Source organism: Streptomyces sp. NBC_00727 (assembly GCF_045161745.1).
GTDB lineage: Bacteria > Actinomycetota > Actinomycetes > Streptomycetales > Streptomycetaceae > Streptomyces.
Genome location: NZ_CP108981.1, coordinates 557,798 through 582,190 on the forward strand (window position 1 = coordinate 557,798; position 24,393 = coordinate 582,190).

The window sequence follows — 24,393 nt, forward strand, 5'->3', positions numbered from 1 at the left end:
GCGCGAGGGGGCCCGGCCGGCGGCCGGGGGTTGCTCAGGCGCCCACCTCACGCCCCCGGCGGCGGAGCGGGATGGAGGCGTCCGCGTCGTACATCTGGTTCCAGCTGCGCCCGGCGCCCGAGGACCAGGTGACATGGGCGGTGCCCGCGTCGGTGCGAACGGCGTTCACCGTCATGGGGCGGTCGCCGTCGCGTACGTCGCCCCGGCGCAGCTCGTCGGCCCTGACGGTGACGTGGTCCGCCGGGCCGCTCTCGGCCTCGTCCGCCGCGAGGCCGAGAGCGGCGGCCAGTTCCCGGGCCCGGGCGGGGGTGCACAGGAAGGTGAGCTCGCCGGACGGCGTGGCGGCCCGGATCGCGACCTCCGCCCCGGCGGGGGCGACGTCCAGGATGCCGGTGTCCTCGTGCTCGTTCGTCATCGCTGCGTACCTTCCCGAGTTCCGGTCCCCCGGGCTCAGTCCGGCCGGAGGCTCTCCGGCGGGCCCAGGTAGCTGGGTTCGAGGCCGCCGGTGTCGATCACCAGGTTCTGGGGAACCACCGTCGGATCGACCATCCAGAATTTCAGCACATGCGTGCCGGGGGCGGTGACGCGGTGCACGGTGGTGACGTTGTCGAAGACCTGAAGGACGGGGGGTCCTGGGAGCGTCAAGGTGAACTTTGCCTCGCGCAGCGCGTGCAGGTACGGGGACGACGTCGTCCCACCAGTACCAGGGCGAGACGTCGATCACGAGTGCGCGCTCGACCCCGGGCAGCGGCTTGTCGACGACGGTCTGGAGGCTGGTTTCCCACTTGCCCCGGATCGAGGAGACGTCGGGCCGGCCGTCGGCGACCAGCCGGTCGATCAGGGGGCTGCGGCCCACGGTCCCGATGATCGTGATCTCTCGGTCCTTCGGGACCGCCCCGTGCCGGTGACACGTTCGATGTCGTCCCGGAAGTCGCCCGCGACCCGTACGACGCCCGGCCGGTCGCGGACGCTGACCAGGACCGGCGTCGCCCGCCCGTGCCTGACCAGCGGGAAGCTGCCGCGCGAGGCGGTGAACGAGATGTAGGCGCCGGGGTCGGTTGGCCGGGCCGCGGGGCCGTGCCAGGTGGCCGACGCCTCGCCGGTGAGCCCGCCGAGGGTGCCGAGAGGTGTGACGGTGAGTGCGGTGAGCCCGAGGCCGAGCACCGCCCCGCGGCTGGCGGGCCGCGGGGTGTCGTTGTCCATCCTGCTCTCCCTCTCCGTGCTAGCGCCGGCCCGCGACGAGCAGCAGGTCGTCGCGCAGGGCGCTGTAGGCGGGCTTGGCCCGGTAGTTCTCGTCGAAGAGGTTGGCCGCGCCCTCACCCTCGAAGGTGTCGGGCACCCAGGAGTACTTGTCGGTGAAGCCCCATACCGTGAAGTCGGTGCACTTGCGGGTCAGCAGGCAGCCGCGCAGCAGTACGTCGTAGCCCTCGGCCTGTGCCTCCTGCTTGGTGCTGTCGGAGGGCATCGGTATGCGGACGTCCGCCTCGGTGATCGCGGTCTCCAGGCCGAGGTCGTCGAACCGCTTCATGTTCTCGGCGATGTCGTGGGGCGCGTTGTACTGGACGGACAGGTGTCCCTGGATGCCTACGCCGTCGATCGGTACGTGCTGCTTGCGCAGCCGGGCGACGAGGTCGTAGAGGGCGGTGCTCTTCGCGTTGACGCCCTCGATGTTGTAGTCGTTGATGAACAGTTTGGCCTTGGGGTCGGCCTCGTGGGCCCAGCGGAAGGCGTCCGCGATGTAGCCGGGGCCGAGCTTCTGCAGCCAGATGCTGTCGCGCAGGGTGCCGTCGTCGTTGAACGCCTCGTTGACGACGTCCCACTGCCAGATGCGGCCCTTGAAGTGGCGGGCCTCGTCGGTGATGTGCTTGCGCAGGACGGCGCGCAGCTCGTCGGCGGTGAAGTCGCCGGTGGTGAGCCAGGCGGGCAGCTGGTTGTGCCAGAGCAGGGTGTGGCCGCGCACGAGCTGGCCGTTGGCGCGGGCGAAGTCGACGAGCTCGTCGGCCGCCGCCCAGTCGTACGTTCCGCGGCTCGGCTCGACGACCTCCCACTTCATGACGTTCTCGGGGGTGACGGAGCTGAACTCGCTCGCGGCCTTGGCCCGGTAGGGCGCGTCGTCGGCCAGGGCCGTCATGTCGACGGCGGTGCCGATGCGCAGGCCGGCACGCTTGCCGAGGGCGCCGAGCGTGGTGGCCGGGCGGCCCTTGGGCCCGCCGTCGTGGCCGGAGTGGGCGAAGGCGTTGATGGTGCAGGGGGCGAGCAGGGCAGCGGCCGCGGTGCCGACCAGCACGGCCTTGATTGGCTTGCGCATGACAGAAACCTTTCGAGAGGCGCACGACCGGGTTCCCGGTTACCGGGAGGGCGTGCGCGAGTGTGGGTGTTTCGAAAGTTTCGTGGATCTGTGGACCGGGCGGGGGCGCTGCGGTAAGGCCGAGGCGCCCCCGCCCGGTGGTGCGGAGGCGGTCAGCCCCGTACGGGGGCGACCGCCGGCACGGGTTCGACCACCGCGTCGCACACCAGCCGGCGCCGGTGGTCGAGGGTGCGCTCGGGACCGGTGAGGCGCAGGTGCACCGTGTGCCGGATGTCCCCGGCACCGCTGGACGCCGCGAGCCGCAGCTCCAGCGCGCCCGGCTCGACGACCCGCCGCCCGCCGATCCCGGTGAAGGAGACCAGGTCGGCGTGGAACCGGAAGCGCACCCGCGCCTCCTCGCCCGCGTCGAGCGGCACCCGGGCGTATCCGATGAGCCGGTTGTCGGGCCGGGTCGTCTGGGCGACCGGGTCGTGCACGTACAGCTGGACGACCTCCGCGCCGGCCCGGTCCCCGGTGTTGCGGACGGTCAGCTCGATGTCGGCTGAGCCGTCGGTGGGGATCTCCTCCGGGGCGGGGGCGCCGGGCTCCCAGGCGAAGGAGGTGTACGTCAGCCCGTGGCCGAAGGGGTAGAGCGGTGTCGGGTCCAGGTTGCTGACCCCGTTGGCGAGTCCGAGCGGCGGCTGGAGGTAGGTCCACGGCTGGCCGCCCGGGTGGCGCGGGACGGAGACCGGCAGCCGGCCGGAGGGGCTCACCCGGCCGGAGAGCACGGAGGCGAGGGCCGGGCCGCCCTCCTCGCCGGGGAAGAACGCCTGGACCACTGCGGCGGTGCGGTCCGCCCAGCGGCCGAGCGCGTACGGCCGGCCCGTGAGCAGGACCAGGACGACCGGGGTGCCGCTGTCCAGCAGCGCGTCGAGCAGTTCGCCCTGGACGCCCGGCAGCGACAGGTCGTCGGCGTCGCAGCCCTCGCCGGAGGTGCCGCGCCCGAAGAGCCCGGCCCGGTCCCCGAGCACGGCGACGCACACGTCCGCGTCCCGGGCCACGCCGACCGCCTCGGCGATGCCCGAGGTGTCGGTGCCGTCGACCTCGCAGCCGGGGGCGCCGGTGACCGTGGCGGCGGGGAACTCGCCGCGCACCGCGTCGAGCACGGTGGGGATGTCGATGCCCATGGCGGTCTCGGGGTGCAGCACGCCGACGTGGCTCGGGAAGGAGTAGCAGCCGAGCATCGCCAGCGCGTCGTCGGCGCGGGGCCCGACCACGGCGATCCGGCCCGTACCGGCGAGCGGCAGCGCCCCCTGCGGGTTGGCGAGCAGGACCACGGCCTGTTCGGCGAGTTCGCGGGCGAGGGCGCGGTTGCGCGGCGGATCCAGGTCGATGGTCTCGCGCGCCTGCTCCGGGTCGGCGTCCCGCAGGAGCGCGGGCAGCGGGGTCCAGTCGGGGTCGAGCAGCCCGAGCTCGCACTTCTGGAGGAGGACCCGGCGCAGGGCGCGGTCGACGAGTTCCTCGGGAACCGTACCGGCCAGGACGGCGGCGGCGAGTTCGTCGCCGTAGCTGCGGACGGTGGGCAGTTCCACGTCGACCCCGGCGCGCAGGGCAAGGCGGGCGGCGTCGGCCCGGCCCTCGGCGATCTTGTGCAGGGTCTCCAGGAAGCCGATGGCGAAGTAGTCCGCGACGACGGTGCCCTCGAAGCCCCAGGTGTCGCGGAGCAGTCCGGTGAGCAGGGCGGGGTCGGCCGCCGACGGCACCCCGTCGATCTCCGCGTAGGACTGCATGACCGAACGCGCGCCGCCTTCGACGAGGGCCATCTCGAAGGGCGGCAGGATGACGTCCGCGAGCTCCCTGGCCCCGGCCCGGACCGGCGAGAGGTTGCGGGCGCCGGCCGATGCCGCGTACCCGGCGAAGTGCTTGAGGGTGGCGACGACACCGGCGGACTCCAGGCCCTTCACGTACGCGGTGCCGATGGTGGCGACGAGGTAGGGGTCCTCGCCGATGGTCTCCTCGACGCGGCCCCAGCGCAGGTCGCGTACCACGTCCAGGACCGGCGCGAGGCCCTGGTGGATGCCCACGGACCGCATGTCGCCGCCGATCCGGTGGGCCATCTCGGCGACGAGGTCCGGGTTCCAGGCCGCGCCCCAGGACAGCGGGACCGGGTAGGCGGTGGCGCCCCAGGCGGTGAAGCCGGCGAGGCACTCCTCGTGGGCGAGCGCCGGGATGCCGAAGCGGCCGGCGCCGGCGATGGCCTGCTGGGCGCGGGCGAGCGAGATCGCGCCGACGGCGGGGTCGACGGGGGCGGTGCCGAAGGGGCGGGTCAGCTGGCCGAGGCCGCGCGGGATCAGCGCGTCCCAGTCGATGGCGCCGACCATCTCGTTCTGGTGCGGGGCGACCCCGTCCCCGTCGGCGTCGGCGCCCACCCAGATTCCGTACAGCTGGGCGGTCTTCTCCTGGAGGGTCATCCGGGAGACGAGGTCGGCCACACGCTCCTCGGGGGCGAGCGCGGGGTCCTGCCAGGGGCCGTCGACGGCGGTGGCCGCTTCGGTCCTGCGGGCATGCGGAACAGGGGGGTTTGCCATGGCGGCGGGGATTCCTCTCAAGAGTGCGGTGGTACGTGGCGGCATGAGTGCGCTATTTGCCGCCCACCCCCATCAGTCCGTTGACCAGGGCCTTGCGGGCCACCAAATACACGGCGAAGATCGGCACGACGGAGAGCACGATCGCGGCGAGCACGGCCGGGATGTTCACCCCGAACTGGGACATGAAGTTGAAGAGGCCGAGCGTCAGCACCCGGTTCTCCTCGGACTGGGTCAGGATCAGCGGGAACAGAAAGCCGTTCCACGCCTGGAGCGCGGTGTAGATCGCGACCGTGCTGATGCCCGCCTTGGACATCGGGATCGCCAGCTGCCACAGCATTCGCAGCGACGAGGCGCCGTCGAGCGCCATGGCCTCGTACATCTCCTCGGAGACGTCGCGCATGGTGCCGCTCAGGATCAGCACCGCCACCGGCATCGCGAACGCCGCGGTCGGCAGGATGATGGCCGGCAGGCTGTCGTACAGGCCCATCTTGCTGATGAGCAGGTAGAGCGGCACGATCACGGCCTGGGCGGGGATGGCGACGCCGAGCAGGAAGGTGCGGAAGGCGAGTCCGGAGAGCCTGCTGCGGGTGCGTACCGCGACGTACGCGACGGGGATCGAGAGGACCAGCACGATCGCCGTGGTCGCCACGGCGACGATCGCCGTGTTGGAGAGCATCGTGGAGAAGCCGCTGTCCAGCACCGTGCGGTAGTTCTCGAGCGTCGGGTTGGCCGGGACGGCCAGCGGGTCGCCGTTCAGCGCCTCGTCCTGGTGCATCAGCGAGGACGAGACCAGCGTGTAGAGCGGGACGATCACGAGCACGAGCCAGACCAGCGAGCCGAGGCCGGCCAGCGGGTTGCCCCACCTGCGGCGGCGCCGGACGGCGGCGGGGCGGGTGCGGGTCAGGGGCCGTGCGGGTCGCGCCGCGGGGCGGGTGTCGGTCGACATCGCGTCACATACCTTCCCGGGTGGAGCGCATGTTCCCGAAGCCGCTGAAGCGGACGAGGATCAGCGAGATCGCGGTGGCCACGACGACGAGGGCGGTCGCGATCGCGGCGGCGTACCCGAGGTCGTAGGTCTGGAAACCGGTGCGGTACATCAGGTACGGCAGGATGGTGGTGTCCGTCCCGGGTCCGCCCTTGGTCATGATCAGCACCGTGTCGAAGTAGGTCAGCGAGCCGACGATCATCAGGACCGAGGAGGTCGTGATGGTGTTGCGCAGCTGCGGCAGGGTGATGTGGAAGAACTGCCGGAACATGCCCGCGCCGTCGATCTCGGCGGCCTGGTAGAGGACCTGCGGGATCTGCCGGGTGCCGCCCTGGTAGATCAGGGTGTGGAAGGGCATGAACTGCCAGCCGCCGACGAACGCCACGGTGAGCAGGGCGCCGGTGGACGAGCCCATGATGTTCGGGTCGATGCCGAACCAGGGCCCGATCTCCTTGATGACCCCGAAGTTGGGGTCGAGCAGCGCGTGGAACAGCATCGCGATGGCCGTGGTGGACAGCAGCAGCGGGACGAAGAAGATCGCGGAGAGCACGGCGCGGCTGCGCTGCCGGCCGGCCGCCCAGACACCGAGCAGCAGGGCGACCGGGGTCTGGAAGGCCCAGCTGATGGTGGTGAGGAGCAGGCTGAGCCAGGCGGCCTGGCGGAACTCCGGGTCCTTGAAGAGCCGGGTCCAGTTGGCCGTGCCCGCCGAGGTCGGGGAGTTGAGCCCGTCCCAGTGGCAGAAGGAGAGGTACACGGCGATCGCCAGCGGGACGATCGCGAAAAGGGCGAAGAAGAGGATGCCGGGCAGGGCCCAGGCGACCGGGGGGCGGCCGACGTTGCCGGCGGCCGCCTTCCGTCCTCCGCGCACCTTCGGTGACGAGGAAACGTGGGACATCGTTACTTGACGGCCTTCATCGCGGCGACGAACTGCTCGGGCGTGGACTTGGCGGCGAACAGCTTGCTGATCTCGGTGAGCAGCGGGGTGGCGATCTTGGACTCCAGCGCCTGGTCCCAGGACAAGGTGAAGTCGGGGGCCTTCTGGACCATCTGGTACTGGTCGGTGGCGAACTTCGGGTTCGGCGAGCCGCTCAGCATGGACGCGGCGTTGGAGGTGGTGGGCACGTCGCCGTTGTCGACGAGGGCCTGGGCGTAGGACTTGGACGCCATGGTCTTGAGGAAGGCTATGGCCGCGTCCTTGTGCTTGGTGCGGGCGTTCACGGACCAGTAGTTGGTGGGGTTGCCCACCACGTCGGCCGGGTCGCCGACGCCACCGGCGACGGTCGGGAAGTTCGTCCAGCCGAGGTCCTTCTTGGCGAAGTCGGGTGCCTTGCCGAGCTGGGTGGAGTACTCCCAGGAGCCCATCAGGTGCATGGCCGCCTTGCCCTTGTTGAGCAGGGTGGGCGCACCGCCGTTGCCGTAGTCGACGGAGTTGAAGTTCTTGCCGAAGGCGCCGTCGTCGACGAGCTGCTTGACGGTCTGGGCGGTCTTCAGGACGGCCGGGTCGCCCCAGGCGGAGCTGTCGCCGTTCTGGATCTTGCGGAAGACGTCGGGGCCGCCGATCCGGTCGAGCAGGTACTCCATCCACATCAGCTCGGGCCACTTGTCGGAGCCGCCGAGGGCGAACGGCGTGATGCCCTTGCCCTTGAAGGTCTTGATGGCCTTCTGGAGGTCCTCCCACGTCTTGGGGACCTCGACGTCGTTCTCGGCGAAGAGGGTCTTGTTGTAGAAGAGCATCACGGGCTGCATACCGCGCATCGGGACGCCGTAGACCTTCCCGTCGAGGCTGCCGGCGGTGACGATCGACGGCAGGAAGCCGTCCTTCAGGGTGGCGTCGTCCTTGAACGTGGAGGTCAGGTCGACCAGCTGGTTCGCGTCGACGTACGGCTTGATGGAGCCGCCGCCCCAGTTGAAGAAGATGTCGGGGGCGCTGGGGGAACCCATGGCGCTGCGGAGCTTGTTGACGTAGTCGGTACCGGGCACCGAGACGAGCTTGACCTTGACGTCGGAGGTCTTGTTGAACTCCTTGACCGCCGCCTGCTGCACCTTCACCGCGTCGTCACCGTAGACGTACGCGGTCAGCGTGCCGCCGCCACCACTGCCGCTGCCGCTGTCCGATCCGCAGCCCGCCAGGACTCCCGCCATGACCATGGCCGCACCGGCCGCTGTCCATCTCGCCGCACGCTTGCCCTGAGTGAAAATTCCCGACCGCATGACCGCACCTCTGTCGAATCTTTCGGAGTTGCTTGCGAATGTTGCCGGAACCGTACGGTTGGGTTTCCGGCCAGTCAAGAGGTCGCGGACAGCGAATTTTTCGCCGGGGCTCCCGCCTCCGTTCGGGCGCCGGGCGGTTACGATTCGCTGCATGAGCCCCGCAAACGTCCAGTCACATCAGGAGAATGCGCCTGCCGCAGCGCCGTCCGACGGCACTGCCACGCTGGCGGAAATCGCCCGAGCGGCCGGAGTCTCGGCTCCGACAGTTTCGAAGGTGTTGAACGGGCGCGCCGATGTCGCGCCCGGTACGCGCACCAAGGTCGAGGAGCTGCTGCTGCAGCACGGCTACCGCCGCAGACGCGGCTCGACCACGCAGTCGCAACTCATCGACCTGGTCTTCCACGAGCTGGACAGCGCGTGGGCCATGGAGGTCGTACGCGGGGTGGAGAACGTCGCGCGCGAGGAGGGTCTGAGCCTGGTCCTCTCGGAGAGCGCGGGCCGTCTGAGCCCCGGGCAGACCTGGGTCGACGGGGTGCTGGCCCGCAGGCCGGTCGGGGTGATCCTGGTGCTGTCCGACCTCACCGCCGCCCAGCGCGCACAGCTCACCAGTCGCAGCATCCCGTACGCCGTGGTGGACCCGGCCGGCGACCCGGGCGACGACATCCCGTCGGTTGGCACGACGAACTGGCAGGGCGGTCTCGCCGCGACCCGCCACCTCACCGGGCTCGGCCACCGTAGGATCGGCGTGGTCAGCGGACCGTCCCGGATGATGTGCAGCCGGGCCCGGGTGGACGGTTACCGCGCCGCCCTGGAGACGGCGGGCGTACCGATCGACCAGTCTCTGATCCGCGAGGGCGAGTTCTCGCACGAGGCGGGGTACGCGGCCGGCATGGAGCTGCTGCGCTCGGCGGACCGCCCGACCGCCGTCTTCGCCGGCAACGACCTCCAGGCGCTCGGGGTGTACGAGGCGGCGCGCGAGCTGGGTCTGCGCATCCCGGAGGACCTGAGCGTGGTCGGATTCGACGACCTGCCGCTCACCCGGTGGATCGGTCCGCCGCTGACCACGGTGCGCCAGCCGCTGATCGAGATGGCGGAGACCGCGGCCCGGCTGGTCCTCGACCTCGGCCGGGGCCGGCAGCCCGCGACGACGCGCGTGGACCTGGCGACGAATCTGGTGGTCCGCAGCAGTACGGCCCCGCCCTGCCGCTGAGCCGGGGACCGCCCGGACCGGGGACGCCCCGGGCCGTTGTCCACGCCGTTGTCAGTGCCGGGGTACAGACTGGCGCGTATCCGGCACAACGGCGTTTCGGGAGGTTCGGTCATGACCGATGTACTGCTCACCGTGGGCACCCGCAAGGGGCTCTTCCTCGGCCGCAGGCGCGGCGGTACGTGGGAGTTCGAGGGGCCGCATTTCAACGCGCAGGCGGTCTACTCGGTCGCCATCGACACCCGGGGCGACCGGCCCCGGCTGCTCGTCGGCGGGGACAGCGCGCACTGGGGCCCGTCCGTCTTCCACTCCGACGACCTGGGCGCGACCTGGGTCGAGCCGAAGACCCCGGCGGTGAAGTTCCCCGAGTTCACCGGCACCTCGCTGGAGCGGGTGTGGCAGTTGCAGCCGGCGGGATCCGAGGCGCCGGGCGTCGTCTACGCGGGCACGGAGCCGGCCGCCCTCTTCCGGTCCGAGGACGGGGGCGAGTCGTTCGAGCTGGTGCGCCCGCTCTGGGAGCACCCGACGCGCTCGCGGTGGGTGCCGGGCGGAGGCGGCGAGGGGCTGCACACGATCCTGACCGACGCGCGGGACGCCCGCGCCGTGACGGTCGCCGTGTCCACCGCAGGGGTGTTCCGGACGACCGACGGCGGCGCGAGCTGGACCCCGGCCAACAAGGGGGTCTCGGCGGTCTTCCTGCCCGACCCGGACCCGGAGTTCGGCCAGTGCGTGCACAAGGTCAGCCGGGACGCGGCCGACCCGGACCGCCTCTACCTCCAGAACCACTGGGGCGTCTTCCGCAGCGACGACGCCGGGGGCAACTGGACGGACATCGGCGCGGGCCTGCCCTCGGACTTCGGCTTCGCCGTCGCCGCCCACCCGCACCGCGCGGACACGGCGTACGTCTTCCCGATCAACGCCGACGCCGACCGGGTGCCGGCCGAGCACCGCTGCCGGGTCTTCCGGACGACGGACGCGGGCGCCCACTGGGAGCCCCTGTCGGCGGGCCTGCCCGAGAGCGCCCACTACGGCACGGTGCTGCGCGACGCGCTGTGCACGGACGACACGGACCCGGCCGGCGTGTACTTCGGCAACCGCAACGGCGAGCTGTACGCCAGCGCGGACGACGGGGACAGCTGGGAGCAGCTGGCCTCGCATCTGCCGGACGTGCTGTGCGTACGGGCGGCGGCGGTCGACGTGTGAGCTTCACGGAAGCCGCTACGGTAAGCCGGTTACGGAAGCCGCCAGTCCACCGGCTGGGCACCCTGCGCGGCCAGGAGTTCGTTGACCCGGCTGAACGGCCTGGACCCGAAGAAGCCGCGGTCGGCGGACATCGGGGACGGGTGCGCGGACTCGATGGCCGGCAGGTCGCCGAGCAGCGGGCGCAGGTTGCGGGCGTCGCGTCCCCAGAGCACGGACACCAGCGGCTTCCCGCGGGCGACCAGTGCGCGGATGGCCTGTTCGGTGACCTCCTCCCAGCCCTTGCCGCGGTGCGCGCCGGGCGAGCGGGGCGCGGTCGTCAGCGCCCTGTTCAGCAGCAGCACGCCCTGGCGGGTCCACGGGGTCAGGTCGCCGTTCGACGGCCGGGGGAGGCCGAGGTCGTCGTGGAGCTCGCGGTAGATGTTCTCCAGGCTGCCCGGCAGCCTGCGGACGTCCGGGGAGACCGCGAAGCTCAGCCCGATCGCCATCCCCGGCGTGGGGTAGGGGTCCTGACCGACGATCAGGACGCGTACGTCCTCGAAGGGCTGCTGGAACGCGCGCAGCACGTTCGCCCCGGAGGGAAGGTAGGTGCGGCCGGCCGCGACCTCCGCACGCAGGAAATCGCCCATCTCGGCGATGCGCCCGGCCACGGGGGCGAGGGCGTCGGCCCAGCCGGGCTCGACTACTTCGTTCAACGGTCGCGCTGTCACGAAAGATCACCCTACCGGCGCAACGCGGTCCCCCGGGGATAGGGTGCTGCCCGTCCCTCACCCCTTCGTCCCCCGGGAGCCGGTCCATGACGTCACACGGACAACCGGGCACGTATGTCCTCGGGGTGGATTCGGGCGGTTCAGGACTCCGGGTGGCGCTGGGCACGGCGGAAGCGGACGCCCCGTCGGAGACCGCCGAGTGCGGCGGTCCCGTACGCACCGGGCCGCGCGGCATCGACGCCGCCCACCTCCTGGAGCAGGTGCTGCCCGTCGTGCGCGGCCTGCTCGACGGGCTCGGTGACGGTGCCCGGATCACCGCCGCGGCGGTCGGCGCCGCGGGCATGGCCACGCTCGGCGACGAGTTGCGCGCCGAACTGCCGGGCGCCCTGGCCGACGCGCTGGGCGTGCGCCGGATCGCGCTCGCGGCGGACGCGGTGACCGCGTACGCCGGTGCGGTCGGGCAGCGGCCCGGCGCTGTGGTGGCCGCCGGCACCGGGCTGATCGCGCTCGGCACGGACCTGACGCGGTGGCGGCGGGCGGATGGCTGGGGGCACCTGCTGGGCGACAGCGGGGGCGGGGCCTGGATCGGGCGGGCCGGGCTCGATGCCGCGATGCGCGCGTACGACGGTCGGCGCGGCGGGTCACCGGCACTGCTGGCCCGGCTGGAGGCGGTGTTCGGCCCGCCGCAGGAGCTGCCCGGTCTGCTCTATCCGCGCGCCGACCGGCCCGCCCTGCTGGCCTCGTTCGCGCCGGAGGTGGCCGCGTGCGCGGACCACGACCCGGTCGCCGAAGGCATCCTGCGGGCCGCCGCCGCCCACATCGCGGAGGCCGCCGCGGCGGTGTGCCCGGAGGCGAAGGCGGACGAGGAGGCGTACGAAGTCGCGCTCACGGGCGGGCTGTTCCGGATGGGCGAGCCGTTGCTCGTACCCCTTCGGGAGGAACTGGCGGAACTGCTGCCGCGGGCACGGGCGGTCCCCGGTTCGGGTGATCCGCTGATCGGCGCCCTGCGCATCGCCCAGGCCCTGGCCACCGGCGGTCTGCGGCTGCCGCACCACCCGACGCTGCTGTGCGTTCCCACGGCCTCACCGCGGTCGTAGGGTGGCGGGCCCATGAACGCTGACGACAGATCAGGGCAGTTGCCCGGTAAGCCGCCGATCAGACAAAAGCGGACAGAGGCCGCTCGACCGGACCCTCCCCGCGCAGGGAGCCGTCCGAAACCAGTAGCATGCGGCGCCATGAGCACCCCCACTGGGCCCGCTTCCGGCCTGCCTGTACGAATGCCGCGACCTCGCCAGTCCGGACGGCACCGCCGCCCGGAGCCCGTGGCCGCACCCGAGGGCGCCGCCGCGCTCGTTCTCGCCGTTCCCGGTACGCCTTCCCCGGACAGCCGTGGTCTGGCCGAGGAAGTCATCAGCATCGCCCGTTCCGAGCTGCCCGGTCTGAACGCCCTGATCGGTTACGTCGACGGCGACGACGCCGAGTACCCGACGCTGACCTCCGTGGTCGCGCATTCCGCCGCCGAGCGCACCGCGCGCTACGAGCAGGCGCTGGCCGTGGGCCGTGAGGTCGCCGAGCCCGAGGGCCCCGCCGCCGTCGTGGTCCCGCTGCTCGTGGGTCCGGACAGCGCGCTGGTGCAGCGCATACGTCAGGCGATCACCGACAGCGGCGCCCCGGCGGAGCTGGCCGACGTGCTCGGCCCGCACCCGCTGCTGGCCGAGGCGCTGCACGTGCGCCTGTCGGAGGCCGGGCTCGCCCGCGCCGACCGGGCGAGGCTCTTCACGGTGGCGACGGCCGCCGACGGGATCGTGCTCGCCACGGTGGGCGGCGAGGAGGCCGTGCAGGCCGCCGGGATCACCGGCATGCTGCTCGCGGCCCGGCTCGCGGTGCCGGTGATGGCCGCCGCGCTCGACGTGGACGGTTCGGTCGCCGCGATCGCGGAGCAGCTGAAGGGCTCCGGCTCGCTGCAGCTGGCCGTGGCGCCGTACCTGGTGGGCCCCGAGGTGGCGGAGGGCCTGCTGGACGCCGCCGCGAAGGAGGCCGGCTGCGCGACCGCCGAGCCGCTGGGCGCGTACCCGGCGATCGGCAAGCTGGTGCTCTCGATGTACACCTCGGCCCTCGGGATCGCTCCCCCGGTGGCTCAGGGGGCGCAGGCCCGCTGACCTCTTCGGCATGCGTGAGGCCCCGTACCGGACGGCAGTCCCGTACGGGGCCTCAGTCGCACCCGGGAGCGATCAGCCGAAGATCACGCAGGAGGCCGCCGGGGCATCCAGGGAGCCGTCGTGGCGCGGGACGCCGGTCTCCGGGTCCACCGTGAACCAGGCGACGTTCCCGCTGCGCTCGTTGGCCGTGTAGAGCCGGCGTCCGGCCGGGTCGAGCGCGAGGTCGCGCGGCCAGTGACCGCCGCAGTCCACGGTGGTGACCAGGGACGGGTGCTCGCCGGTCGCGTCGAGCGCGAACACGGAGATGCTGTCGTGGCCCCGGTTGGCCGCCCACAGGAACCGGCCGTCGTGGGCGACGACGACCTCGGAGGCGTAGCTCTCGCCGGTCACGCCCTCGGGGAGCACCGGCGTCTCGCCGACCGGTTCCAGGACGCCCGCGGTCGCGTCCCAACGGCACACGGTGACGGTGGGCTCCAGCTCGTTCAGCACGTAGGCGTGCCGGCCGGAGGGGTGGAAGGCCAGGTGGCGGGGCCCGGTGCCGGGGCGCAGGGCCGTCTCGGCGTGCGGGCGCAGCTCCCCGGTGGCCGGGTCGAGCGCGCAGACGCGTACCGAGTCGGTACCGAGGTCGACGCTGAGCACCCAGTCCCCGGAGGGGTCCGGCAGGACCTGGTGGGCGTGCGGGCCCTCCTGGCGGTCCGCGACCGGTCCGCCGCCCTTGTGCGCGAGGACCGCGGCGACGGCGCCGAGCGTGCCGTCCCCGGCAACGGGCAGCACGCTGACGCTGCCCGAGCCGTAGTTCGCGGTGACCAGGTGGTTCGCGGCGAGGGCGAGGTGGGTGGGGCCGTCGCCGTCCACCGCCCGGACCTCACCGAGCGGATGGGGTTCGTCCGCCGTGACGTCCAGGGCCGCCGCGGCTCCCGGCTCGGTCTCGCTGACCGCGTAGAGGACGGTGCCGCCGGGGCCGAGGGCCAGGTAGGAGGGGTCCGGTACGGCGTCGGTGGCGCCCAGGACCGTGAGCGCGCCGGTCTCCCCGTCCACGGCGGCGACGGTGACGCCCCGCCCGCCCGCCGAGGTGAACGACCCGATGAATGCCCGTCCCGCTCTGTTGCTGCTGTCCACCGCTGCTCCTCCCCGCCGGCTGTGCGCGGCGGACGTGGCCGTCGTGATCTTCTGCGGCGACGGTAGCAGTGCGGCGGTGCGGTCTAGACCAAGGGACCGGATCGGGTGGTGGCGAGGGTCCGGATCAGGCCGTGGCCAGGGGAGCGCTCGGCGGGCTGTGCAGCGGCGCGGCGAGTTCGGCGAGCGCGCGTTCCAGGCTGTGCAGGTGGGCGAGGGCGGGCTCGGTGGCTGCGGGGTGCGCCGGGACGGCGGCGGTGACGGCGGTACGGGCGGGCCGCTCGGGGGCCGTGAGGGCCTCGACGGCGTTCTCGACGCGCCAGCAGGCGGCGGCGAGCCGGGCGTCGTGGGAGGCCTCCGGGTCGGCGGCCACCGAGGCGAGGCCGCGCACCTCCCGCGCGCACTCGTCGAGCAGGGCCAGGACGTGCCCGGCCCTGGCCCTGCGAGCGCGCAGCGGGCTGAGCGGGTGGACCAGCGGGGCGAGCGAGAGCCGGACGCGCCCGAGGAGCGCCTCCAGCTCGGCGACGCGCGGGGCCGGGTCGGCGGTGGCGGAGCCGGAGAGCCGGGCGGCGGCCTCCTCGGTGCAGGCGTGCACGCACCGCAGGGCGCGCTGGATCCAGGCGTCGGTCGTGGCGTGCGTGGTGACGGGCAGCACGAGCAGCACCGCGAGCATCGCGCCGAGGGCGCCGACGGCCGTCTCGCCGAGCCGCAGGGCGAGCAGCGCGGGATCGAGGACGCCGAGGGAGCCGTAGAGTGCGCCGGCCATGACCGTCACGGAGAGCATCATCCAGGTGTAGGAGACCGCGGCCGTGTAGAAGATGCCGAACACCCCGGCGGCGACGATCAGGGCGGTGGGCACGGGCGCGCCGTGCACCGGGATCACGGCGGCGAGGCCGATCGGGATGCCGATGAGGGTGCCCAGGACCCGGCGGAAGCCGCGTACCAGCGTCTCGCCGCGCGAGGCGGTGTTCACGAAGACCCACCAGGTGGCGCCGACGGCCCAGTACCAGCGCTGGTCCGACATGAGCTGTCCGGCCAGCAGCGCGGCGGCCCCGCCGGAGACCGCCTGGACGGCCTGGCGGGTGGTGACCCGGGCCAGGCCGGTGCCGGCGGGCGGCGCGGGCACGGCGGGGGCGGTCAGCCGGCGCTCGTAGCACCAGAGGCCGAAGCGGACGGCCGCCGCGGAGAGCAGGGACAGGGCGACGGCCGAGTAGAGCTCGGGGAGCTGGCGGGGCAGGGTGTGGAGGAACTGCGTGGTGAAGAAGGCCATGAACGCGAACACGCCGAGGGAGTGCCCGCGCGGCCCCCACCGCCTCGCGTAGACCCCCGCTCCCATGACCGCGAGGAAGGCGGCGTCGCGGGCGGCGGGGTGGTCGTGGAGCACGGCGGCGAGGGCGAGCACCGGGAAGCCGACGGCGGGCAGCAGCGCGGTGGTGACCGCCTGCCCCCGGACGGTGGGGTCCGTCACGGTGAACAGGGCGAGCAGCGCGGCGAGGCCGCCGGTGATCGCCGCCACGAGCGAGTGGCCGACCAGCCCGCACAGCACCACGGCGAGCCCGATGCCGAGCACCGCGCGGCAGGCGAAACGCAGCCGCAGCCGTCCGGGGTCCCCGGCCACGAACGCCTTCTTCAGCACGACTGCTCCCCCGCTCCGGTCCACCGGTTCTCCCTCCAGGCACGAAAAAGGCGCCGCGGAGGTCCGCAGCGCCATCGACGGATCCATCAGACCATCCGAAGGGCGGTTGGCTCAAATTGAGCTCGATCCACTGAGCCATTGGCCCATACGAAGGCATATATGCGCTACCAGCCGGTAGCCAACGGACCAGCACCGCCGGGGTGCGTCCGCGCAGCACCTCTTTCCTTGGTCTAGACATGTCAAATTGCCGTCGCTACGCTCACCCCTGGTCTAGACCGCAGCACTCTCCGGACATCACCCCACATCTCCAGGAGCGAAGGATGCGCAAAAAGATCACCTCGTTACTCGCCGGGCTCGGGATCGCCGGGGCGGCCCTGCTGGCCACCTCGGCCCCCGCCCAGAGCCACGGCTACACCGACTCCCCCATCAGCCGTCAGCAGCTCTGCGGCATCGGCACCGTCAAGCACTGCGGGCAGATCCAGTGGGAGCCGCCGAGCGTCGAGGGCCCCAAGGGCTTCCCCACCCGCGGCCCGGCCGACGGCCACATCTGCTCGGGCGGCATCGGCCGCTTCTCCGAGCTCGACGACCCGCGCGGCGGCGCCTGGCCCGCCACCAAGGTCACCGCCAACCAGAGCTACACGTTCAACTGGCGAATCGAGGCGCGTCACGCCACGACCGACTTCCGCTACTACATCACCAAGGACGGCTACGACCCCACGAAGCCCCTCACCCGGGCCGACCTGGACCCGCAGCCGTTCCTCACCGTGCCCTTCGGCGGCAGGCAGCCGGGCTCGACGGTGAGCCACTCCGGCGTGCTGCCGCAGAAGTCCGGCAAGCACCTGATCCTCGGCGTGTGGACGATCTCCGACACCGGCAACGCCTTCTACGCCTGCTCCGACGTGCAGTTCTGACCGTCCGGTCCGTGCCCCGCGCCACCCGCCCGTGTGCGGGGCACGTCCGGCCACGGGGCGACCGGGTGCGTACCGATGCCGTTGGTACAGTCGCTGGCCCCCGAAGGACGCACCGAAAGAGGCCGGCGAAGCATGGCGGTGGACGCGCTCGACACCCGTATCCTGCGGCTGCTCATCGAGCAGCCGCAGACGAGCGTGCGCGAGTACGCACGCATCCTGTCCATCGCCCGGGGCACCCTCCAGGCTCGGATCGACCGGCTCGAACGGGACGGTGTGATCACCGGCAGCGGCCCCTTCCTCTCCCCCGCCGCGCTCGGCCACCCCGTCCTCGCCTTCGTGCACCTGGAGGTCACCCAGGGCCATCTCGACGAGGTCGGTGACGCGCTCGCCGCCGTGCCGGAGATCGTCGAGGCCTTCTCGACCACGGGTGGCGGCGACCTGCTGACCCGGGTCGTCGCCCGGGACAACGGGCATCTGGAGGACGTCATCCAGCGGCTCATCCGGCTGCCCGGCGTGGTCAGGACCCGGACCGAGATGGCGCTGCGCGAACGCGTGCCGCACCGGCTGCTGCCCCTCGTCGAGTCGGTGGGCCGGTCGGCCGCGGGCGGCCGTTGAGGACCGACGGTCGTACGGGGTCCGCGCGCCGGATATCCTGATCTTGCCGCGCTCCCCCACCCGGCCTCGCCCCGGCGAGGCCGCCGCCGCGGCAGTCGAAGCGGCCCTCGGTCCGGGCCGACGCCCCAGGGGGTGTCTGGTAAATCCCCGTGGAAGAAGGAGCGTCGCCTGGTGCGTGCGATCGCAAGGCGCCGGGAAGTCCTCGGATGGGGCCTCCCCTGCTCGTCAGAGCTTGGGGAAGGAGCTACTAGGGCTTTTCGGCAACGCCGCGAGCGTGCGTGCCAGGCGACGTGACGCCACGGGGATTTACCAGACACCCCCCTAGCTATCGAGACAGGTGTGCACAGGTGCTGGTTGCTGGTCGGTACCGGCTGATATCCGCCATCGGCCGGGGCGGGATGGGTGAGGTCTGGCGGGCCACCGACGAAGTCCTCGGGCGCGCCGTCGCCGTGAAACTGCTGCTGGGCGAACACGCCGACGAATCGGCCACCGCCCGGTTCCGGCTGGAGGCCCAGACCGCCGCCCGGCTGAGCCACCCCCACCTGGTGGCCGTCTTCGACTTCGGCGCGTGGGAGAACCGGCTCTTCCTCGTGATGGAGCTGGTCGAGGGCCGGAGCCTGGCGGACCTGCTGCTGGCCCAGGAGCGGCTGGGGCCCGAGCAGGCCGCGCACATCGCCGGCCAGGCGGCCGCCGGTCTCGCCGCTGCGCACCGGCAGGGCGTCGTCCACCGCGACATCAAGCCCGGAAACCTCATGCTGGACGGCGAAGGCACCGTCAAGATCGGGGACTTCGGCATCGCGCAGTTCGTCGACGATCCGTCCGCCGCGCTGACGACGACGGGTCACATCGTCGGTACGAGCCTCTACCTCGCCCCGGAACGGGCGCTCGGCCGCACCGCCGACGCCGCGTCCGACATGTACTCACTGGGCTGTGTGATCTACCAACTGCTGCTCGGGCAGCCGCCGTTCCGCTCGGACACCGCGACCGCCACCCTCTACCAGCACGTGGACACCCCGCCGGTGCCGCTGCGTCAGCGCGGCGTGGACGTCTCCGCCGCCTTCGACGCCTACCTGCTCGGTCTGCTGGCGAAGCAGCCGGAGGACCGGCCCACCGCCCAGCAGGTCGCCGACTGGTTCCACAGCGATGCCTGGCGGGGCCACGCGGAGGCGCTGCCCCAGCACCACCCGGCTCCCGCGCACCAGCCCGTCGCCCACGCGCCCCACCCGGCGACGCCCGCACCCTTCGCCGCCGTGTCCGCCCCGCCTCCCGGGGCGGACGCCGCCGCGCCGACCACGTACCGGCTGCCGCAGGCCCCCGCCGGGCACGGTCAGGGGCACGGCCGGCGAGCGGCGGCCCGGACCGCGAAGCCCCGGCGGCGCACCGCGGGCGAGGCGATCCGGCGCCGGCCCCGGGTGGCCAGCGCCATCGCGGGCGCGATCGCCTTCCTGGCCGCCGTGTTCCTGGGGATGAGCCTGTTCTCCCCCGACACCGGCTCGGCCACCACGCCGGACGACGGCACCTCGACGACCGCGCCGGCGGCTCCCGGGACCGGCCGGTAGCAGACGGCCGCTACCAGCGGTCGTGGACCGCCGCGCGGAACCGGCGGTCGTACAGGTCGCGCACCGCGTCCAGCGTGCTCTGCGGCAGCGGGTCGAGCGCGGCGGCGGCCGCGTTGGCCCGTGCCTGCTCCGTCGAGCGCGCGCCGGGGATGACGCTGGTGACGCCCGGCTGCTGGATGATCCAGCGCAGCGCCGTCTGCGCCGGGGTGGCGCCCTCGGGGGCGAGCGTGGCGAACTCGGCGGCGGCCGCCACCCCGGTCCCGTAGTCGACGCCGGAGAAGGTCTCGCCCTGGTCGAACGCCTCGCCGTGCCGGTTGTACGTGCGGTGGTCGCCGGGCGCGAAGACGGTGTCCGCGGTGTACTTGCCCGACAGCAGCCCGGAGGCCAGCGGGACCCGCGCGATGATGCCGACCCCGGCCTCCCGCGCCGCCGGCAGCACCTCGTCCAGCGGCTTGAGGCGGAACGGGTTGAGGATGATCTGGACGCTCGCGACACCCGGGCGTGCGATGGCCGTCAGCGCCTCGGCGCACGTCTCGACGCTGACCGCGTAGGCCGCGATCCGCCGCTCGGCGACGAGCGTGTCCAGCGCGTCGTACACCTCGTCGGAGGAGTAGACGGGGGTGGGCGGGCAGTGCAGCTGTACGAGGTCGAGCGTGTCGACGCCGAGGTTGGCGCGGGAACGGTCGTTCCAGGCGCGGAAGTTCTCCAGGGTGTAGTTCTCCGGCGCCTGGTCGGCGCGGCGGCCCATCTTCGTCGCGACGAAGACCCCGGCGTCGGGCCGTTCCTTGAGATAGCGGCCGATGAGCTGTTCGCTCCGGCCGTCCCCGTACACGTCCGCCGTGTCGAAGAAGGTGACTCCCGCCTCGACGGCCGCGTCGAGCACCCCGAGTGCGTCCGCCTCGCGGACGTCGCCCCAGTCCCCGCCGAGTTGCCAGGTGCCTTGTCCGACGACCGATACGTTCCGTCCGGTCCTGCCCAGTTCGCGCTGCTCCATGGGGATCATGCTACGTCCGCTCCGGTGGGCTGGCCGAGCGCGGTGAGCCGCAGGGCGCCCGCCGCCACACTGGCCTCCAGGTGGGCCGGGTTGCCGGTGCCCGCGTGGCGTAGAAGGGGACGAAGGCGATGCCCAGTTCCCCGCACATGCGCATGACCTCCTGGGAGTCGGCGCGCCGCTCGCCGATGCCGTAGCGGTTCTCCTGGACCCGGCCGCGCAGCTGCTCGGGACGGGCCCAGTCGGTCCAGTCGCCGGAGGGGCCGCGGCCCGGTCCGACCTTGGTGGTGATGACGAGGTCGTCCGGGTAAGGACCGAGCGCCCGGTTGATCAGCTCGTTGGCGGAGCGCAGGGGCGAGAAGCAGAAGGCGGCCGTGTCGATGTGGTTCACGCCCAGCTCGACGGCCCGGTCGCGGTCGTGCGGGGTGCGCTCGTCGCTGAACGCCGCGCCGTTCCGGGTCAGCCGCATGGCGCCGAAGCCGATCCGGTTGACGGTCAGATCGGCGACTTGACGAGACTTGCCAACCCCCTTTCGCGGTGCCGCAGTTCGTTGACGAGGTCATGACCACGTGTGAGTGTTCGGTCGCTCGATCACGGACACCACCCGTCGGACGGCCCCGCCCGCCGTACGGGCGGGCGCGCGTCTCCCCACGCCGCTGCCCGTGACCGGGCTCCCCACGAAACGAGGAGCCTCGATGAAACGCAGACCGATGACGGCCGGGACAACCCTGGCCGTCCTCGCCGGAATGCTGGTCGCCATCAGCGGTCAGCCGGCCTCCGCGGAACCCGCACCGCCGCCGGCCCCCAAGGCGCTCACCGCCGCCGTCTCGGCCGCCGACAAGGCGGCCGCCAGCGGGCTCGACACCCTGGCCAAGGGGCCGGACGAGCGCTACGAGCGCCGGATGGTCACCCCGTGGGTCAACGGCCTCTACTCCGTCGCGTACGAGCGCACCTACCGCGGCCTGCCCGTCGTCGGCGGGGACGCCGTCGTGGTGGCCGACTCCAAGGGCCGGGTACGCGGCTCGCAGTCGGCGGTCTCGCGGCGCATCAACGTGCCCACCACCGCGACCGTTTCCGCGAAGGCCGCCGAGTCCACCTCCCGCAAGCAGCTGCGTACGGTGGACAAGGTCGAGAGCCACCGGCTCGTCGTACGGGCCACCGACAAGCGCTCGCGGCTCGCCTGGGAGACCGTGCTCACCGGCCGGACCGCGAAGGCGCCGAGCCGGCTGCACGTGTTCGTGGACGCGGGCACCGGCGCGGTCATCGACAGCTACGACGACGTCAGGGCCGGCACCGGCAACAGCCAGTGGAACGGGCCGTCCCCGCTCACCATCAACACCACCTCGTCCGGCGGACGTTACTCGCTGCGCGACCCGAACCGGCCCGGGCTGAGCTGCGCCGACTACAGCACCGGGAGCGTGTTCACCAAGTCCACCGACTCCTGGGGCACCGGCAGCGCGTCCAGCAAGGAGACCGGCTGCGTCGACGTCATGTGGGCGGCCCAGCACGAGTGGGACATGCTGCGCGACTGGCTCGGGCGCAACGGCCACGACGGCAACGGCCGCAGCTGGCCCGTCAAGGTCGGTCTCAACGACGTCAACGCCTACTGGGACGGCTCCACGGTCTCGATCGGCCACAACCAGGCCAACCAGTGGATCGGCGCCATGGACGTCGTGGGCCACGAGTTCGGCCACGGCATCGACCAGTACACCCCGGGCGGCGCCAACAACGAGTCCGGTCTCGGCGAGGCCACCGGCGACATCATGGGCGCGCTGACCGAGGCGTACACCAACGAGCCGACCCCGTACGACGACCCGGACTACACCGTCGGCGAGAAGATCAACCTCGTCGGCAACGGGCCGATCCGGATCATGTACAACCCCGGTCAGATCGGTGACCCGAACTGCTACAGCTCCTCCATACCCAACACCGAGGAACACGCGGCGGCCGGGCCCCTCAACCACTGGTTCTACCTGCTCGCCGAGGGCTCGAACCCCGGCGGCGGCAAGCCCTCCAGCCCCACCTGCAACAGCTCGTCGGTGACCGGTGTCGGCATCCAGAGCGCCGGCAAGGTCTTCTACGGCGGCATGCTCCTCAAGACGAGCGGCATGACGTACAAGCGCTACCGCACGGCCACCCTCACCGCGGCGAAGAACCTCGACGCCACCTGCGTGCTGTACAACCGCGCGAAGGCGGCGTGGGACGCGGTCAGCGTGCCCGCCCAGAGCGGTGACCCGGCCTGCTCGCCGAGCGGCAACAACGACTTCTCGATGTCCCTGGACCCGGCCTCCGGCTCGGTGAAGCCCGGCAGCTCGGTGACGTCCACCGTCCGTACGACGGTCTCCTCCGGCAGCGCCCAGACGGTGAACCTGTCCGCGAGCGGCCTGCCCGCCGGGGCCAGCGTCTCCTTCAGCCCCTCCTCGGTGCAGTCCGGCGCCACGTCCACGATGACCGTGTCGACGACGTCGGCCGCCGCCCCCGGCTCGTACACCTTCACCGTGAAGGGCGCGGGCACCCAGGAGCACACCGCCCAGTACACGCTGACCGTCAACGACGGCGGCGGCAACCCCGGCGGTACGGCGCCCGACATCAGCGTCGCCAACGTGCAGGCGCACCTCGCCCAGTTCAACACCCTGGCCTCGCAGAACGGCGGCAACCGGCGGGCCGGCAGCAGCGGGTACACCGCCTCGCTCAACTACGTGAAGGGCAAGCTCCAGGCGGCCGGTTACACCGTCACCGAGCAGACCTGCGCCACCTGCAGCTACTCCGGCAAGAACCTCATCGCTGACTGGCCGGGCGGGCCCGCCGACCGCACCGTGATGTTCGGCGCCCACCTGGACAGCGTCTCCGCCGGGCCCGGGATCAACGACAACGGCTCCGGCTCGGCGACCCTGCTGGAGAACGCGCTCGCCCTGGCCCAGCAGAACCCGACCATGACCAAGCACGTCCGGTTCGCCTGGTGGAACGGCGAGGAGCAGGGGCTCCAGGGCTCCGAGTACTACGTGAACCAGCTGAGTTCGGCCCAGCGCAGCGCCATCACCGCGTACTACAACTTCGACATGGTCGCCTCGGTGAACGGCGGCTACTTCATCAACAACCTCAACTCGGCCGCCTCGGCGCCGATGAAGGAGTACTGGGCCTCCCTCGGGCTCGCCCCGGAGGAGAACGTGGAGGGCCAGGGCCGTTCCGACGACTACTCCTTCCAGCAGGGCGGGATCGCCACCTCGGGTTACGCGACCGGCGCCAGTGACACCAAGACCTCGGCGCAGGCGTCCAAGTGGGGTGGCACGGCGGGCCGTTCGTACGACCCCTGCTACCACCAGTCCTGCGACACCACCTCCAACATCAACGCCACCGCGCTCGACCGCAGTGCCGACGGGGTCGCCTACACACTGTGGAAGACGGCCGTCGGCTCCACCGCGCCGGCCGACGACTTCTCCGTCTCGGTGAACCCGGTCTCGGGCAGCGTCCAGCCGGGCGCTTCGGTCACCGCGGCCGTGTCCACGGCCACCACCAGCGGCTCCGCGCAGAGCGTCCGGCTGACGGCGTCCGGTGCACCGAGCGGCGTCACCGTCTCCTTCTCGCCGGCCTCCGTGCAGTCCGGCTCGTCGGCCACGATGACCGTCTCCGCCGGCGCCCAGGCCGCGGCGGGTACGTACACGCTCACCGTGACCGGTACCGGGACGGCCACCCACACCACCACGTACTCGCTCGTGGTCGGTGGCGGCGGCAACTGCCAGCCCCGGCAGGTGGTGACCAACGGCGGCTTCGAGAACGGGACGTCGCCCTGGACGCAGACGAACGGCGTCATCAACAACCGGACCTCCGAGAAGCCCGCGCACAGCGGCTCGTACCAGGCGTGGTTCGGCGGCTGGGGCAGCACCCACAGCGACACCGCCACCCAGTCACTGACCGTGCCGGCCGGCTGCTCGACGTACCGGCTGTCGTTCTACCTGCGCACCGACACCGCAGAAACGCCCGACGGGAACGCGTACGACACGTTCACCGTGAAGCTCGGGTCGCGGACGCTGGCCACGTACTCGAATCTCGACGCCACCAACAGCTATGCGCTGAAGACCTTCGACGTCACGTCGGCCGCCGGGCAGACGGTGACGCTGGGCTTCACCAGCAAGGAGGACGCCTATCTGCAGACCAGCTTCGTCGTGGACGATGTGGCCCTCGACGTGAGCTGACCCGACCGTAGGGGTGAAAGGGAGG

General features: G+C 72.3%; 20 protein-coding genes and 1 pseudogene. 8 read left to right on the forward strand and 13 right to left on the reverse strand.

Translation table 11 applies throughout. From position 1 onward, the window contains the following. Nucleotides 1-34 precede the first annotated feature (34 nt). The 8 genes from OG242_RS02480 to OG242_RS02515 form a co-directional block, all read right to left on the reverse strand. Complete coding sequence (locus tag OG242_RS02480) at nucleotides 35-415, reverse strand: hypothetical protein (RefSeq protein WP_405896567.1); 381 nt, start codon at nucleotides 413-415, stop codon at nucleotides 35-37. Nucleotides 416-450: 35 nt separating this feature from the next. Continuing rightward, entirely contained in the window at nucleotides 451-645 is a 195-nt protein-coding gene (locus tag OG242_RS02485) for a hypothetical protein (RefSeq protein WP_405896568.1), read from the reverse strand. 192 nt (nucleotides 646-837) lie between these two features. Then, on the reverse strand, nucleotides 838-1,203 hold the full coding sequence (locus tag OG242_RS02490; RefSeq protein ID WP_405896569.1) for a hypothetical protein: 366 nt from the start codon (nucleotides 1,201-1,203) through the stop codon (nucleotides 838-840). Nucleotides 1,204-1,222: 19 nt separating this feature from the next. Beyond that, nucleotides 1,223-2,308 (reverse strand): endo-1,4-beta-xylanase, encoded by a 1,086-nt coding sequence (locus tag OG242_RS02495; RefSeq protein WP_405896570.1) that lies wholly within the window; start codon nucleotides 2,306-2,308, stop codon nucleotides 1,223-1,225. Nucleotides 2,309-2,460: 152 nt separating this feature from the next. Next, entirely contained in the window at nucleotides 2,461-4,875 is a 2,415-nt protein-coding gene (locus tag OG242_RS02500) for a glycoside hydrolase family 3 N-terminal domain-containing protein (RefSeq protein WP_405896571.1), read from the reverse strand. 52 nt (nucleotides 4,876-4,927) lie between these two features. Further along, a complete protein-coding gene (locus tag OG242_RS02505; RefSeq protein WP_405896572.1) occupies nucleotides 4,928-5,821 on the reverse strand; it encodes a carbohydrate ABC transporter permease in 894 nt (297 codons plus the stop codon). A 4-nt stretch (nucleotides 5,822-5,825) separates the two neighbouring features. Further along, nucleotides 5,826-6,755, reverse strand: coding sequence for a carbohydrate ABC transporter permease (locus OG242_RS02510; protein WP_405896573.1), 930 nt, complete (start codon nucleotides 6,753-6,755; stop codon nucleotides 5,826-5,828). Nucleotides 6,756-6,757: 2 nt separating this feature from the next. Continuing rightward, nucleotides 6,758-8,008, reverse strand: a complete 1,251-nt coding sequence (locus tag OG242_RS02515; RefSeq protein WP_405901484.1) for an extracellular solute-binding protein — start codon at nucleotides 8,006-8,008, stop codon at nucleotides 6,758-6,760. Between the two features lie 214 nt (nucleotides 8,009-8,222). Between OG242_RS02515 and OG242_RS02520 the strand changes: the two genes are divergently transcribed. Together OG242_RS02520 and OG242_RS02525 are read left to right on the forward strand one after the other, a co-directional pair. Beyond that, on the forward strand, nucleotides 8,223-9,281 hold the full coding sequence (locus OG242_RS02520) for a LacI family DNA-binding transcriptional regulator (protein WP_405896574.1): 1,059 nt from the start codon (nucleotides 8,223-8,225) through the stop codon (nucleotides 9,279-9,281). Between the two features lie 111 nt (nucleotides 9,282-9,392). Beyond that, complete coding sequence (locus tag OG242_RS02525) at nucleotides 9,393-10,481, forward strand: WD40/YVTN/BNR-like repeat-containing protein (RefSeq protein WP_405896575.1); 1,089 nt, start codon at nucleotides 9,393-9,395, stop codon at nucleotides 10,479-10,481. Between the two features lie 29 nt (nucleotides 10,482-10,510). Here the strand turns inward: OG242_RS02525 and OG242_RS02530 are convergent, their stop codons facing one another. Beyond that, the gene (locus OG242_RS02530; protein WP_405896576.1) at nucleotides 10,511-11,188 is read right to left on the reverse strand and encodes a uracil-DNA glycosylase; all 678 of its coding nucleotides are present in this window, start codon (nucleotides 11,186-11,188) and stop codon (nucleotides 10,511-10,513) included. Nucleotides 11,189-11,274: 86 nt separating this feature from the next. Here OG242_RS02530 and OG242_RS02535 point away from each other — a divergent pair, with 86 nt between their 5' ends. Together OG242_RS02535 and OG242_RS02540 are read left to right on the forward strand one after the other, a co-directional pair. Continuing rightward, nucleotides 11,275-12,285 carry an N-acetylglucosamine kinase gene (locus tag OG242_RS02535; protein ID WP_405896577.1) on the forward strand — a complete coding sequence of 337 codons (1,011 nt, stop codon included), beginning with the start codon at nucleotides 11,275-11,277 and terminating at the stop codon, nucleotides 12,283-12,285. 138 nt (nucleotides 12,286-12,423) lie between these two features. Next, nucleotides 12,424-13,347, forward strand: coding sequence for a sirohydrochlorin chelatase (locus tag OG242_RS02540; RefSeq protein WP_405896578.1), 924 nt, complete (start codon nucleotides 12,424-12,426; stop codon nucleotides 13,345-13,347). A 72-nt stretch (nucleotides 13,348-13,419) separates the two neighbouring features. Here OG242_RS02540 and OG242_RS02545 read toward each other — a convergent pair whose 3' ends face one another. Beyond that, the gene (locus OG242_RS02545; RefSeq protein ID WP_405896579.1) at nucleotides 13,420-14,466 is read right to left on the reverse strand and encodes a lactonase family protein; all 1,047 of its coding nucleotides are present in this window, start codon (nucleotides 14,464-14,466) and stop codon (nucleotides 13,420-13,422) included. A 124-nt stretch (nucleotides 14,467-14,590) separates the two neighbouring features. Then, nucleotides 14,591-16,099, reverse strand: coding sequence for an FUSC family protein (locus OG242_RS02550; RefSeq protein ID WP_405896580.1), 1,509 nt, complete (start codon nucleotides 16,097-16,099; stop codon nucleotides 14,591-14,593). A gap of 320 nt (nucleotides 16,100-16,419) precedes the next feature. Here OG242_RS02550 and OG242_RS02555 point away from each other — a divergent pair, with 320 nt between their 5' ends. The 3 genes from OG242_RS02555 (at nucleotide 16,420) to OG242_RS02565 (ending at nucleotide 19,184) form a co-directional block, all read left to right on the forward strand. Next, complete coding sequence (locus OG242_RS02555; protein WP_405896581.1) at nucleotides 16,420-17,010, forward strand: lytic polysaccharide monooxygenase; 591 nt, start codon at nucleotides 16,420-16,422, stop codon at nucleotides 17,008-17,010. Nucleotides 17,011-17,142: 132 nt separating this feature from the next. Further along, on the forward strand, nucleotides 17,143-17,625 hold the full coding sequence (locus tag OG242_RS02560) for an Lrp/AsnC family transcriptional regulator (RefSeq protein ID WP_405896582.1): 483 nt from the start codon (nucleotides 17,143-17,145) through the stop codon (nucleotides 17,623-17,625). 398 nt (nucleotides 17,626-18,023) lie between these two features. Then, on the forward strand, nucleotides 18,024-19,184 hold the full coding sequence (locus OG242_RS02565; protein ID WP_405901485.1) for a serine/threonine-protein kinase: 1,161 nt from the start codon (nucleotides 18,024-18,026) through the stop codon (nucleotides 19,182-19,184). Between the two features lie 10 nt (nucleotides 19,185-19,194). Here the strand turns inward: OG242_RS02565 and OG242_RS02570 are convergent, their stop codons facing one another. Both OG242_RS02570 and OG242_RS02575 read right to left on the reverse strand, forming a co-directional pair. Beyond that, a complete protein-coding gene (locus OG242_RS02570; protein ID WP_405896583.1) occupies nucleotides 19,195-20,187 on the reverse strand; it encodes an aldo/keto reductase in 993 nt (330 codons plus the stop codon). Continuing rightward, nucleotides 20,184-20,674, reverse strand: a pseudogene (locus OG242_RS02575) (aldo/keto reductase). Before OG242_RS02575 ends, OG242_RS02570 begins: the two are co-directional and overlap by 4 nt. A 211-nt stretch (nucleotides 20,675-20,885) precedes the next feature. On the opposite strand from OG242_RS02575, the gene OG242_RS02580 reads away from it, so the two are divergent. After that, nucleotides 20,886-24,368, forward strand: a complete 3,483-nt coding sequence (locus OG242_RS02580; RefSeq protein WP_405901486.1) for a M28 family peptidase — start codon at nucleotides 20,886-20,888, stop codon at nucleotides 24,366-24,368. Nucleotides 24,369-24,393: the final 25 nt, after the last annotated feature.